The 13,709-nt window shown below is 62.9% G+C and carries 11 protein-coding genes; 7 read left to right on the top strand and 4 right to left on the bottom strand.

Annotation, left to right across the window (positions count from 1 at the left end; genetic code table 11):
• Positions 1-92: 92 nt before the first annotated feature.
• Positions 93-1,244, bottom strand: a complete 1,152-nt coding sequence (locus P3T25_RS12995) for an FAD-dependent monooxygenase (RefSeq protein WP_154557882.1) — start codon at positions 1,242-1,244, stop codon at positions 93-95.
• Positions 1,245-1,542: 298 nt separating this feature from the next.
• Between P3T25_RS12995 and P3T25_RS12990 the strand changes: the two genes are divergently transcribed.
• The 5 genes from P3T25_RS12990 to P3T25_RS12970 are packed head-to-tail and all read left to right on the top strand — an operon-like array spanning position 1,543 to position 7,177.
• Complete coding sequence (locus P3T25_RS12990) at positions 1,543-2,295, top strand: maleate cis-trans isomerase family protein (protein ID WP_028194760.1); 753 nt, start codon at positions 1,543-1,545, stop codon at positions 2,293-2,295.
• Positions 2,296-2,318: 23 nt separating this feature from the next.
• Positions 2,319-3,152 carry an alpha/beta fold hydrolase gene (locus tag P3T25_RS12985; RefSeq protein WP_154557883.1) on the top strand — a complete coding sequence of 278 codons (834 nt, stop codon included), beginning with the start codon at positions 2,319-2,321 and terminating at the stop codon, positions 3,150-3,152.
• Positions 3,153-3,165: 13 nt separating this feature from the next.
• Positions 3,166-4,206: a 2,5-dihydroxypyridine 5,6-dioxygenase gene (locus P3T25_RS12980; protein ID WP_154557884.1), complete on the top strand. Its 1,041-nt coding sequence runs from the start codon at positions 3,166-3,168 to the stop codon at positions 4,204-4,206.
• Between the two features lie 11 nt (positions 4,207-4,217).
• Positions 4,218-4,862: an isochorismatase family protein gene (locus tag P3T25_RS12975; protein ID WP_171925796.1), complete on the top strand. Its 645-nt coding sequence runs from the start codon at positions 4,218-4,220 to the stop codon at positions 4,860-4,862.
• Positions 4,863-4,897: 35 nt separating this feature from the next.
• Positions 4,898-7,177: a xanthine dehydrogenase family protein molybdopterin-binding subunit gene (locus P3T25_RS12970; protein WP_168435512.1), complete on the top strand. Its 2,280-nt coding sequence runs from the start codon at positions 4,898-4,900 to the stop codon at positions 7,175-7,177.
• A 32-nt stretch (positions 7,178-7,209) separates the two neighbouring features.
• Here the strand turns inward: P3T25_RS12970 and P3T25_RS12965 are convergent, their stop codons facing one another.
• A complete protein-coding gene (locus P3T25_RS12965; RefSeq protein ID WP_154557886.1) occupies positions 7,210-7,659 on the bottom strand; it encodes a MarR family winged helix-turn-helix transcriptional regulator in 450 nt (149 codons plus the stop codon).
• A 381-nt stretch (positions 7,660-8,040) separates the two neighbouring features.
• On the opposite strand from P3T25_RS12965, the gene P3T25_RS12960 reads away from it, so the two are divergent.
• Positions 8,041-9,351, top strand: a complete 1,311-nt coding sequence (locus P3T25_RS12960) for an MFS transporter (protein WP_154557887.1) — start codon at positions 8,041-8,043, stop codon at positions 9,349-9,351.
• 110 nt (positions 9,352-9,461) lie between these two features.
• Here the strand turns inward: P3T25_RS12960 and P3T25_RS12955 are convergent, their stop codons facing one another.
• Complete coding sequence (locus P3T25_RS12955; protein ID WP_154557888.1) at positions 9,462-9,755, bottom strand: GYD domain-containing protein; 294 nt, start codon at positions 9,753-9,755, stop codon at positions 9,462-9,464.
• A 275-nt stretch (positions 9,756-10,030) separates the two neighbouring features.
• Between P3T25_RS12955 and P3T25_RS12950 the strand changes: the two genes are divergently transcribed.
• Positions 10,031-10,663, top strand: coding sequence for a helix-turn-helix domain-containing protein (locus P3T25_RS12950; protein ID WP_093635019.1), 633 nt, complete (start codon positions 10,031-10,033; stop codon positions 10,661-10,663).
• An 18-nt stretch (positions 10,664-10,681) separates the two neighbouring features.
• Here P3T25_RS12950 and P3T25_RS12945 read toward each other — a convergent pair whose 3' ends face one another.
• Positions 10,682-13,663 carry an FAD-binding and (Fe-S)-binding domain-containing protein gene (locus P3T25_RS12945; protein ID WP_154558021.1) on the bottom strand — a complete coding sequence of 994 codons (2,982 nt, stop codon included), beginning with the start codon at positions 13,661-13,663 and terminating at the stop codon, positions 10,682-10,684.
• Positions 13,664-13,709: the final 46 nt, after the last annotated feature.

The following is a 13,709-nucleotide window of genomic DNA, read 5'->3' as shown; positions in this document are numbered from 1 at the left end:
CAAATGAAAAGGGACGACGTTACAGCGGAAGCACGCGGCGTGCTATGGCGCCGGCGCCGCGTGCTTCCGGATTGCATGCTTGCCACTCACACTCAGGCCGAAGCAACCTCGGCGGCCGGCGACACGAGCGGTACGTTGAACACGTCGTAGCCAAAGACCCACGACGGGTCTTCATTCGTACGCAGCCACGTGTTGTTGTGGGAGACCAGTTGGACCTTGGAGGCGCGCGTCGCACGATTCGCTTCGTACAGCGCGAAGGCACCCGCGTAATCGGTTGCGCCCACTTCGTCGAGGCAGCGCGTCAACATGGCTGCGTCTTCGATCGCCATCGCCGCGCCCTGCGCCATGTGCGGCTTCATCGGATGACATGCGTCGCCGAGCAGCACCAGACGGCCACGGCTCCACAACGGCAGCGGATCGCGTTCGAGCAACGGCCATTTCGTAATGGACGGCGACACGTCGATCAGATTCTGCACGTCCGGATGAAAACCTGCGAACGCCTCGCGCATTTCTTCACGGCTGCTTTCCATCACCGACACCCCCGCGGGCCACTCGGCCTGCGGCACGCCCGTGACGTAGTAGTACTCGTCGCGCGCCTCGGTCACGTAGTAGACCATCATGTGACGGTCTTCCGACCACCACTTCACGCACATGTCATACGGCTTGTGGCCGAGCAGCGACGCGGGGAAGACCGCGCGATGCGCAACATAGCCCGTATAACGCGGCGGCTCCGAGCCCAGCAGATGATCGCGAATCTTCGAGTTGACGCCGTCCGCGCCGATCACGATGTCGGCCGTCTCGACCGAACCGTCCGCGAAGGTCATGCGCACGTCGCTACCGGTGTCCTCGACAGCCTTCAGGCATTTGCCGAAGACGATCGTGCCGGGCGCGACCGCCTCAGTCATCAGCGCATGAAAGTCGCCACGATGGACCGTCAGATAGCTCGCGCCGTAGGACTTGAGCGCGTGATCGCCGAGCGGAATCTGCGAAATCGCTTCGGCTGTTTTCCAGTCACGGCTGTACCAGAAGTCGGGATGCGAGCCCATCAGGTTCAGAGCGTCTTCGCAGCCGATGCGACGCATGATCTTCATCACATTCGGCCCCAGGTGAATACCCGCACCCAGACGTGAAAACGCCTGAGCCTGCTCGTAGAGCCTGACGTCATAACCGCTGCGTTGCAACAACGCGGCAGCCGCCGTGCCACCGAGGCCTGCGCCGATAACGGCGATACGGGTTTTTCTCATGATGTTCTCCTGTTCGTGCGCCCGCCCAGCGACATGCTTCGACGGTCCGGTTGAGTTCGATTAAATGTAGCGTACACATTAGAAATTCTTTCGACAACAAAAATTTTTCGTGCACTTGATCGCCGAATTTGTCGCCCATATACGTGCAGTCACGCTTTAATTTCTCCTGCCGCTCATCTGGGGCATTTTTATTCTGTTGAATTTTTATAACGTACACACTAGACTTTGCCTCAACGCACGACGCCCTTCGCCGTCGCAAGGCGCCGGGCATCACTCACATTGACCGGAGAGCATCACAATGACCAGGACATACCGGATCGGCCAGATCGTGCCGAGCTCGAACACCACGATGGAAACGGAGATTCCGGCCATGCTGCGACTGCGCGAGACGATCCGCCCGCAGCGCTTCACCTTCCATTCGAGCCGGATGCGCATGAAGAAGGTCGTCAAGGAAGAGCTGGCGGCAATGGACGCCGAGTCGGACCGCTGCGCCCTCGAGTTGTCCGACGCGCGCGTCGACGTGCTCGGCTATGCCTGCCTCGTCGCGATCATGGCCATGGGTCACGGTTATCACCGCGTATCGCAGGCGCGCCTGACGCAGCGCACGGCGGAAAACGGCGGGCAGGCGCCTGTCCTGACGAGCGCCGGTGCGCTCGTCGATGCACTGCGTGTGATCGGTGCCAAACGCGTCATCGTCGTGGCGCCGTACATGAAGCCCTTGACCGAGCTCGTGGTCGACTACATCCGCCACGAAGGTTATGAAGTCATCGACTATCGCGCGCTCGAAATCCCCGACAACCTGGACGTGGGCCGTCACGATCCCGCACGCTTGCCCGACATCGTCAAAAGCATGCCTTTCGAGCAGGCCGATGCAATCGTGCTGTCCGCCTGTGTACAGATGCCGTCGCTGCCGGCGGTCGCCAAGGTCGAGGCCATGACAGGCAAGCCGGTAATTACGGCCGCGATCGCCACCACCTACGCGATGCTGCGCGAGCTCGATCTCGAACCGATCGTACCGGGCGCAGGTGCCCTGCTGTCGGGCGCTTACTGACCGCCGCCGCAAGAGGACCGACCATGACTACCTTCCTGTACGGCGCGAACGTCGCGGCCAACGGCATCCGTCAGCACTATCTGCGCTACGGCGGCGCCGACGGTTCACGCGCGAAACGCCCCGCTATCGTGCTGATTCCAGGCATCACCAGTCCGGCGATCACGTGGGGCTTCGTCGGCGAAGTGCTGGGCCGCACGCACGACACCTACGTACTCGATGTGCGCGGCCGCGGCCTGTCGTCGGCATCGCCGACCCTCGACTACAGCCTCGACGCGCAAGCCGCCGACGTGGCCGCGTTCGTCGCGGTGCTCGGTCTGCGTGAATTCAGCCTGGTCGGCCATTCCATGGGCGCGCGCATCGCGGCGCGCGCGGCGCTGCATGCGCCGCGCGGACTCGCATCGGTGGCGCTGATCGATCCGCCGGTTTCCGGGCCCGGCCGCCGTGACTATCCGGGCAAGCTGCCCTGGTACGTCGATTCGATGGCCCTCGCACGAAGCGGCACCGACGCCGAAGGCATGCGCGCGTTCTGCCCGACCTGGACGGAAGCCGAACGCCAGCTGCGCGCCGAATGGCTGCATACCTGCGACGAGCGCGCGATCCTCGCCTCCTATGAAGGCTTCCACACCGACGATTTCCACGCGGACGCCGCCCGTCTTACCGTGCCCTCGCTGCTGATGACTGCGCAGAACGGCGACGTGGTGCGCGACGAGGACGTCGCCGAACTGCAGCGCGCCACACCGGCGATGCTGCACGTACGCGTGCCCAACGCTGGCCACATGATTCCGTGGGACAACGCTGCCGGCTTCTATGCCGCCTTCAGCGACTTCCTCGGCGCGCCGCTCGCCTACCGACCGTAAAAAGGAACCGTCGATGCCAGTCAGCGACTACCAATTGATCGAAGCGTGGAAGGAAGTCCTCACGCTGTCCCGCCTCGAACCCGGCCAGAGCGTCACGATTCTGACGAGCCCGGCCACGCATCCGCAGACCTTGTCGTGCGCGCTCATCGCGACGCAATCGATGGGCGCGATCGTCAATCGGCTCGATCTGCCGCCGGTGAACGGCGAGAAAGCGTTCAGCCGCGATTCGCTTGCCTATCTGGGCACCACGCCGCTCACCGGCAACGGCCCCGCGATCGCCGCGCTGAAAGCGAGTGATCTCGTGCTCGATCTGATGACCCTGCTGTTCTCCCCCGAGCAGCACGACATCCTGAAGTCCGGCACGAAAATCCTGCTGGCCGTCGAGCCCCCCGAGGTGCTCGCGCGCATGGTGCCGACCCAGGCCGACCGCACACGGGTGCTCGGCGCCGCGAAGCGCATTTCCGCCGCACGGGAAATGCGCGTGACGTCCCCGGCAGGCACGTCGCTCGTGTGCCCGCTTGGCGAGTTCGGACCCACCGCCGAATACGGCTTCGTCGACGAACCCGGCCGCTGGGATCACTGGCCGAGCGGCTTCGCTCTGACCTATCCCAACGATCGCACCGCGCGCGGCACGATCGTGATCGATCGCGGCGACATCCTGCTGCCGCAGAAGCGCTATGTGAGCGAGCCGATCGTGCTGACTGTTGAACGCGGCTATGCGACAAAGATCGAAGGGGGTGTCGATGCCGCGTTACTGCGCGACTACATGGAAACCTTCAATGATCCTGAAGGCTATGCGATCTCGCATATCGGCTGGGGGCTGCAGCCGCGTGCGCGCTGGTCGACGCTCGGTCTCTACGATCGTGAAGCGACCATCGGTATGGATGCGCGCGCGTTCGAGGGGAATTTCCTCTTCTCGCTCGGCCCGAACAACGAAGGCGGCGGCAGCCGCACGACAACCTGCCACATCGATATTCCGCTGCGCCACTGCACCGTGCTGCTCGACGACGATGTCGTCGTGCGCGACGGCCGCGTAATCGAACCGACACGCTGAGACCTGATGCGATGAATGCTCCCCAAACACACGCCGAAGCCCATGTGTATCAGCAGCAAGGGTTCGGCACACCGCTGCCCGTGCACGGCAACATCGGCCTGTTGATTGTCGACTTCGTGGTCGGCTTTGCTGATCCGTCTACATTCGGCGGCGGCAATATCGCGCCAGCGATTGCACGTACGGTGAAGGCGCTCGCACACGCACGCGCCGCGGGTTGGCCAGTCGCGCACAGCCGCATCGTCTACGCGGAGGACGGCAGCGACGACAACGTGTTCTCGCTGAAGGTGCCGGGCATGGCGACGCTCACCGAAGACCATCCCAATAGCGCGATCGTGCCGGAACTGACACCCGCGCAAGGAGAGCTGGTGGTGCGCAAGACCGTGCCGTCCGCGTTCTTCGGCACGCAACTCGCGCCATGGCTCACGCAGCGCGCCGTGCAGACGCTGCTCGTGGCCGGCGCGGTAACGAGTGGTTGTGTGCGGGCCAGCGTTGTCGATGCGATGTCGTATGGGTTCCGGCCGCTGGTGCTGTCCGACTGTGTCGGCGATCGGGCAATCGGCCCGCACGACGCGAACCTGTTCGACATGCAGCAGAAGTATGCCGCGGTGATGCCGCTCGCGGACGCGCTGGTCGCGATCGAGCAGCGCGTGCGTTGACGCATGAGCGTGGTACACACCTTGGGACCCTGCCCGTGAACCGCTCCGAACTTCTGGCAAGTGTCGGCCGCCTTGCCGTGATCCGCCGGCCGGCTGCGCCCGTCAGGCCCGCCGCCGGACAGCCCGGCAGCCTCTCGACCTACGTGCCGGACGTACCCGAAGTCTTCGTCGCGATACTCGATGACGGACGGATCCTCGCGTTCAACGGTCACGTCGATCTCGGCACGGGCATACGCACATCGCTCGGCCAGATCGTCGCGGAAGAACTCGACGTGCCGGCGAAGCGCGTCACGGTGCTGCTCGGCGACACCGCCGCCACGCCGAATCAGGGTCCCACGATCGCCAGTGCGACAATCCAGATTTCGGCGGTACCGCTGCGTTGTGCGGCGGCGCAGGCGCGCGGCGCACTCTTCGAACTCGCCGCGCAGCACCTCGGCGTCGCCATCGAGCAGCTTGCCACCGATGACGCCCAGATTTTCTGCGCGGCCAACCCGGACGGCGCACGCGTGACGTTTGCCGAACTGATCGCTGGCCGCAGCATTACGCTTGAACTCGACATCGGCACGCCCGTCAAGGATCCATCGACGTACCGGCTCGTCGGGCGTTCATCGCCGCGCATCGATCTGCCGGCGAAGGCGACCGGCGCGTTGACCTTTGTGCATGACATGCGCGTGCCCGGCATGCTGCATGGACGGGTGGTACGTCCGCCTTATAGCGGCATCGATAGCGGCGCTTTTGTCGGCACATCTCTCGAGCGGGTTGAACGCGAATCCGTCGCTCATATTGCGGGTGTACGAGACGTGGTCGTGATCGGCGATTTCGTGGGCGTCGTGGCCGAGCGCGAAGAACAGGCGATTCGTGCCGCACGCGAGTTGCGCGTCAAATGGAAGCCACTGCCGCCGCTCGATTCCCTGGATGATCCAGGCGCTGCGATCTCCGCTGCGCCGGCAAAACGACGGCCTCTGCTGGAAGAAGGCGACGTCGAATCCGTGCGCGGTCTGCCCGGCGCGACCACGCTGTCACGCACCTACGTATGGCCTTATCAGATGCATGGCTCGATCGGTCCATCGTGTTCGGTGGCCGACTACCGGGAGCCCGGCAAGGGACGCATCACCGTCTGGTCGGGCACGCAGAACCCGGTCTCGCTACGCTGCGACCTCGCGACCCTCTTGCAACGCGACGAAGCCGACGTCGACGTCGTCCGCATGGAAGCGGCGGGCTGCTACGGACGCAATTGTGCGGACGACGTCTGTGGTGACGCGCTGCTGCTCTCGCGCGCGGTCGGTGCGCCGGTGCGCGTGCAGCTCTCGCGTGCCGACGAACACACGTGGGAGCCGAAAGGCTGTGGCCAGGTGGTGGACGTCACCGGCACGGTGAGCGACGACGGCCGTCTGCTCGGCTACGACTTCGCGACGCGCTATCCGTCGAACGATGCGCCGCTGCTCGCGTCGCTGCTGACAGGCGCCGTCGCCCCACAAGCGCGCGTCTTCGAAATGGGCGACCGCACCGCCGTCTCGCCGTACGAAAGCCCGCACCGTCGTTTCGCATGCGACGATCTCGCCCCTCTCGTGCGTTCGTCATGGTTTCGCGGTGTGTCGGCGCTGCCCAACTCGTTCGCGCACGATTCGTTCGCCGATGAAATGGCCGCGCTAACCGGCAGCGACCCACTGGAATTTCGTTTGCGCCATCTGAAGGACACACGCGCTGCCGAACTGCTCGAAGCGGTTGCCGCACGTGCCGGGTGGAAGCATCGCAAGCGCGGCATTGAAGCGGCTGACGAGCGCTATGCGCGCGGACATGGCATCGCTTACGCGCGCTACGTGCACAGCCGCTTTCCAGGCTTTGGCGCGGCATGGTCGGCGTGGGCGGTGGAACTCGTGGTGGATCGCGTGACCGGGCAGGTGCGGGTCGAGCGCATCACGGTCGGCCAGGACACCGGCACGATGATCAACCCCGACGGCGTGCGTCATCAGATTCACGGCAACGTAATCCAGGTCCTGAGCCGCTCGCTCAAGGAGCGCGTGCGATTCGTCGACGGCAAGGTGGCGAGCCGCGAATGGGGCAGCTACCCGATCCTGACTTTTCCGGAGTTGCCGGCCGTCGATATCGTGCTGATGCCGCGCCAAGGCGAACCGCCGCTGGGCGCCGGCGAATCGGCCTCCGTGCCTGGACCCGCCGCGCTCGCGAATGCGATCTACGACGCGACTGGCGTGCGCCTGCTCGCGCCGCCGTTCACGCAAGAGACCGTGCGCGAGGGTTTGCGCGCCGCCGGCAAGCTGCTGGCGGCTGAACCGGCGCATGCGGCGAATACTTAGGAGCCACGCAAGACGATCGCGGCGGGACTCGCCTACTCGGCGTCCGCGTCCGACTCCATCATTTTGCGCAGCAGAAACAGCATGGCGACGCGCTCGCCCGCATTCAGCGCGCCGTAAGTGCGCTCCGTGACCTCCTGGGCGAACGGCACAGTGCGCTCGATCAATGCGAGGCCCGCCGCGGTGGGACGCACAACGAGCTTGCGTCCGTCGTTCGGGTCGGCGCCCACCTCGATCAGCGCGCGCGCCTTCAGGCGCTCGACGACGCCGCGGATCGTTGCCTGATCGATCGCAGTCGCTTTGACGATGTCGTTCAGCGAGCACGGTTGCTGTTCTTTGACCGCACACAGTGCGACGAACTGCGCGGCGGTCAGATCGGAATCGGGAATCGCTTCCTGGAAAATCGCGACATGCCGTTGATACGCACGACGCAACAAGTGGCCGATCTGATCGTGAAAGTCGTAGGAATCCTTGCGCGGCGCCATAGGGGTACAAGGCCGGGCGGCCTGAAGACGAAAGAGAAAGAGTGTACACCCTCTAACCGGACCCTCAATACGACCTTGATCAAGCTGCCGCGTCGTGCAGCTGATTTGTAGCTAACACGCTTTACATTTTTCATGCACTTCCGCTGTGCAAGAGGTACGTACACGCTCGCATGAAAGCACGAATTACAGGCATTTCTACGAGGAATCACGCAACTCAATGAGGAAAATTTATGGGCTTTGATGGGTATTTTTCCACACCGTATTTTGGAGCGTATACGCTACGTTTTTAGCGTGATACACAGACATCTGCAAGCGAAGTGCGAGTGATCTCTGTCGCACGATATCCACCTTTTTTCGCACCACCTTCCGGGAGTGGCAGTCATGGCGAATGTTTATCAGGGCAGTGCCGTGCTCGACACGAGCAGCACCGACAACAGCGAGCTCTATCGCAAGGTTACGATCCGTCTCATCACGTTCTTCTGTCTGTGTTATTTCGCGGCGTATCTCGACCGAATCAACATCGGTCTCGCTAAGCTGCAGATGCTCGACGCGCTCAAGTTCAGCGATACCGTCTACGGCCTCGGCGCGGGTCTGTTCTTCGCCGGCTATATCCTCTTCGAAGTACCGAGCAATCTGATTCTGCAGCGGGTCGGTGCGCGCTTGTGGATCGCGCGCATCATGATTACCTGGGGTCTGCTGTCGGGCGCGACGCTGTTCGTCACCACGCCGATGCAGTTCTATATCGTGCGCTTCCTGCTCGGCGTCGCCGAAGCCGGATTTCTGCCGGGCGTGCTGCTCTATCTGACGCAGTGGTATCCCGATGCACGCCGTGCTCGCATGGTGGCGCTGTTCATGGTCGGCTTGCCGCTGTCGAGCATGATCGGCAGCCCCATTTCCGGCTGGATCATGGCGTTCTTCAACGGCGCGCACGGCCTGGGCGGCTGGCAATGGCTGTTCCTGCTCGAAGCGCTGCCGTCGATTGCGCTCGGCATTGCGATCCTCGCGTGGCTACCGAATAACATCGAATCCGCCCGCTGGCTCAGCGCCGCGGAGAAGAAAACGCTGCGTGCGAATCTCGACGCGGAGCCGTCCGGCAACAAGAGTCATTCGCTAAGCGGCGCCTTCGTCGACTTCAAGGTGTGGGCGCTCGGCCTCATCGATCTGTGCGTGCTGCTTGGGCTGTACGCGACGAGCTTCTGGCTGCCGTCGATCCTGCGCGACACCGGTGTAGCAGATCCGTATCACATCGGTTGGCTGATGGCGATTCCGAATGCGTTAGCCGTGCTGAGCACGCTTTACTGCGGCGCCAGTTCCGACCGGATGCGCGAACGCCGCTGGCATATCGTGGTCCCGTTCCTCGTGGCGGCGGTTGCGCTGGTTATCGCCGGTTCGGGTCACCACGGCACAGTCGCGACGGTCATTCTGTTCTCGCTGATCAACGCGGGCGCGGCCGCTGCGATGCCCGTCGTGTGGTCGCTGCCTTCGACCTTCCTGAAGGGCCCCGCCGCGGCGGCGGGTATCGCCTTCGCCTGTTCGATCGCGAACCTCGGCGGCTTCGGCAGCACGTATTTCATCGGCTGGCTGCGCGATACGTTCCATTCGCAAAGCGCGGGTCTGTTCGGCTTTGCGGCATGCATGATCGTCGGCTGCGCGCTTGCGCTGACCTATTCCGCCAAGCTCGTGAACCGCTGATCGGTTCGTTGCGATGCGTCGCGTCTCGCCGCGGCGCATCATGACGCTTGCTGGCGTAGCAAAAAAGAATCGCGGAAAGAAGCGGTTAGCAAGCCGGGTGTCGGCCTGTTTTATGGGAGTTTGCCGAGAAGAGCGCTGAATTCGTCTTTCTTTAATGCACGGAGCGTTTGCGTGCGGACATTGCCTGCGGCGCCGAGCGCCAGGCCGAATGACATGAAGCTTTGCTCATCCGGTGCTTCCACGATCGTGACAATGTCATATTGGCCCATCGTCCAGTAGATCTCTTTCATTTCACAGCCAAAACTCTTGGCCATCTCAGCCGCTTGACCGGCCCGCTGTGCGCTGTTTTTGACGGCGCGAATACCCTGATCAGTAAACTGTGCAAGAACCACATAAGTCGCCATGACGATTCCCCTTACGAATAGTACGAGTTGGGATTCAGACGCGCAGGCTCGACAGCGAACGCTACTGCAATCGAGTTGCTCGAAAGCGTTCTGCGCGTAACCTGATTCTAGGTAATGGAATCGCGTGTCACCGCATCAATCTCGACACGCAGCGTTTCCGATGGGAAAAGTTGCTCGGTCGTCGCACGAGCCGGACGCTACCCAGACCCTCCCTTCCCAAATGTTATTATCGGAAACATCGAACGCCGCGCAAGGCGAGCATTTAAGCCAGCCCCATGGACACCCACCTCACCAAACCCGCCGACCCATCGACAACCGACCTCGGCCGCCGCGTCCGCGCCGCCCGCCAGGCGCAGGACTTGACGCTCGAAACCGCGAGCCGCCTCTGCGGCGTCTCCCGCTCGACCCTCTCCAAAGTCGAAAACGGTCTGATGTCCCCGACTTTCGACGTCCTGCAGAAAATCGTTCTCGGTCTGAAGATTGAAATCGGCGAGCTCTTCGGCTCGACGCCCAAAGTCAGCGCCAGCGGCCGCCGCGCGTTGACCCGCAAAAACGAAGGCCAGCGTCACGCCTACCGCGGCTATCAGATGGAGTTGCTCGCCACGGATCTGGCGCACAAAGCGATGTTGCCGTTTCGCATCCGCATTTCGGCGCACACGCTGGATGCCTTCGATGACTGGGGCCGTCACGAGGGCGAAGAATTCCTGTACGTGATCAGCGGCAGTGTGTGTCTCTATTCCGAGTTGTACGCGCCGACGCATCTGAATGCGGGCGACAGCCTTTACTTCGACAGCCGTACCGGCCACGCAGCAGTGTCCACTAGCGACGAAGACGCCGAGGTGTTGTGGATGGCAACCAGCGCCGACATCCCGCAGACGTCGGCTACCTCAGAGCCGGCGAAAAAATAACGACGGCGCTACGGCCCCTTAACGGCGCGCCGCCAACGCCCGCTGCGCTAGTTGCGCGATATGCATCGCGTGTTGCCCGGTCCCCTGTTCGATCTGCTCCCGGCAACTGAAGCCGTTAGTCAGCACGATCGTTTCCGCGTTTGCCGCCGCAGCAGCACGCACCGCTGGAAACAGCGTGTCTTCGCCGATCTTCTCCGAAAGCACGTGATGCTCGTCGTTAAAGCCGAACGATCCCGCCATGCCACAGCATCCCGTATCGAGCAATTTCCACTTCACGCCAAGCTTGTTCAGGAGCGCGGTATCGCCTTGCATACCGAACAGCGCCTTCTGATGACAATGTCCGTGCACGATCACGTCCGCTGCGAGCGTCGGCCAATCGAACGGCTGACGCGCGACGAAATCGGAAAATAGAAACGTCTGCGCCGATAGTTGCGTCGCTAAAGCATGATCGGGGAACTGCTTCAGCAGTTCATCCTTGAACACCGACAGGCAACCCGGTTCGAGCCCGACCACCGGCACACCCGCGGCGATGTCCTCTCCGAGGTCATCGAGAATGGTGGTCAGCAACTCGCGCGCACGGTCGAGTAAACCGAAGTCATACAGCGGACGCCCGCAACACAACCGGTTCTTCGGCAGCACGACGTGCCACCCCATTTGCGTCAGCACATCGGCCGCGGCCTGCGCGATCTCTGGCGTGAAGTGATCGTTGAACGTATCGACCCACAGGATGACTTTCTTCACCTCACCAGGAGAGCGAGCATCAAGCTCCGTCTGAGGCGAACGCCGAGCAATCTGCCGATACGTCCGCGTAGCAAACATTGGCAACTCACGTGCTTGCGCGACACCGGCGACCCACTTCCCAACCGCAGCCAACCCCGGCGCCGACGTCATAAAATTCGTCAACCGCGGGAAGCGCGCCGCCCACGGCGCCCATTCGCCAATCCGCCCCATAAACAACGCCTGACGCGGCCGGCGATTCGTCTCGTAGTAATGCGAAAGAAACTCCGCTTTGTACGACGCCATATCCGTATGCGTCGGGCAATCGGATTTGCAGCCCTTGCACGCGAGGCAGGTATCAAGCGCCTCTTTCACTTCACGGCTTTGCCAGCCATCGGCGATCACGTCGCCTTGCAGCATTTCCCAGAACAGATGCGCGCGGCCACGTGTCGAGTATTTCTCTTCACGTGTCGCGCGAAAGCTCGGGCACATCGTGCCGCCTTCTAGCGAGCGGCACTTGCCCATGCCGATGCATCGTTCGATCTCACGCTGAAAACCGTCGCCTTCCTGGCTCGCGAAGGTGAGCTTCGTTTGCAGTGTCACGGGCTTGTAGGCCGGACCCATGCGCAGGTTTTCGTCGGCGCGATACGCATGCACGACCTTGCCGGGATTCAATCGATTGGCCGGGTCCCAGATCGCTTTGAATTGCTCCATCGCCTGCATCAGTTCGGGGCCGTACATGATCGGCAGGAATTCGGCCTTGGCCTGGCCGTCGCCGTGTTCGCCCGAGAGCGAGCCACCGAATTCGACCACCAGTTCCGCGGCCTCGCGCAGAAACTTGCGCCACGTCGCGACGCCTTCCACGCTGCGCAGATCGAAGGTAATACGCGCGTGGACGCAGCCGTCGCCGAAATGACCGTATAGACTCGTCTCGTAGCCATAGCGATCCACCAGCGCCTGAAACGCACGCAGATAATCGCCGAGACGCATTGGATCGACCGCTGCATCCTCCCAGCCGACCACTGGATCGGGCGTGCCTGCATCCACCGACAAGGCCACCGCCGACGCGCCCGTCTCGCGGATCGACCACACCTTCGCCTGCAGAGCACGATCTTCGACAAGCATCGCGGACACGTTCGGTCCTGCTGCGCCCGACGAGAAATATGCCTCAGCGGTTTGCGCCTGATGCACGGCGTCGTCTTGCGTATCAGCACCGAATTCGAGCACGACCCAGGCATCACCTGCCGGCAACAAGGCGATCTCATCCTTCTTCAACCCGCGCGCCTGCAAGCCGCGAACGATCGCACGGTCGAGCCCTTCGATCGCGATCGGCCCGCAGCGCATGAAATGCGGCACGGCGTCCGCGGCGGTGTAGATATCGGTGAAACCGACCACGACGATCACGCGTTTCGCCGGGCTCTTTACGAGCCGAACTTTCGCCTGCAAGGTCACGGCACAGGTGCCCTCGGTGCCGACCAACGCACGTGCGACATTGAAGCCGTTTTCCGGCAGCAGTTGATCGAGGTTGAAGCCCGACACGCGCCGCTTGATCTGCGGGAATTTCGCGCGAATCTGAACGGCGTAGGTGTCGCGCAGTTGCTTGAGTGCGGCGTAGATTTCGCCCTGGCGGCCGCCTGCGGCGATGATGCGTTCGAGTTCGCCGTCCGGAGTGGGGCCGACCCAGAAACGGGCGCCATCGAAGGTTGCGATTTCCAGCGCCTCGACGTTCTCCACCGTTTTGCCGGCCATTACCGAATGCGCGCCGCACGAGTTGTTGGCGATCATGCCGCCGAGCGTGCAGCGACTGTGAGTCGCGGGATCGGGTGCGAACGTGAGGCCGTGTTCTTCGGCGGCATCGCGCAAGGTGTCGCAGACCACACCCGGTTCGACGATCGCCACGCCCGCTACAGGATCGACCGACACGACGCGGTTCACATACTTGCTCGCGTCGGCCACCACCGCGACATTCACACATTGGCCGTTCTGCGAGGTGCCACCGCCGCGCGGGAGAAAGGGCACGTCATTGCGGCGGCACGCAGCGAGCGTTTCGAGCAGATCGTCGACGTCCGATGGCACCACCACGGCGAGCGGGACTTGCCGATAGTTCGACGCATCCGCCGCATAGAGCGCTTTCGAGCCCTGATCGAAGCGCACTTCGCCGCGTACGTTGCGGCGGAGGTCAGCTTCGAGCGCCTGCATAACAGCAGCGGTCCCTTGAAAGGGCTTGGCAACGCGCGGCGCTTTTGACGGGCCATGAGCCGCGTCGCTCAACGAAGCACTCATGCCCGCGCCCTGCTCTTCATCCAATGACGTTCCCACTCCGCCTCTC

Source organism: Paraburkholderia sp. GAS32 (assembly GCF_050434225.1).
Classification (GTDB): domain Bacteria; phylum Pseudomonadota; class Gammaproteobacteria; order Burkholderiales; family Burkholderiaceae; genus Paraburkholderia; species Paraburkholderia madseniana.
Note: the sequence above shows the minus strand (reverse complement) of the source record. Positions and strands in the feature narration are given on the sequence as shown.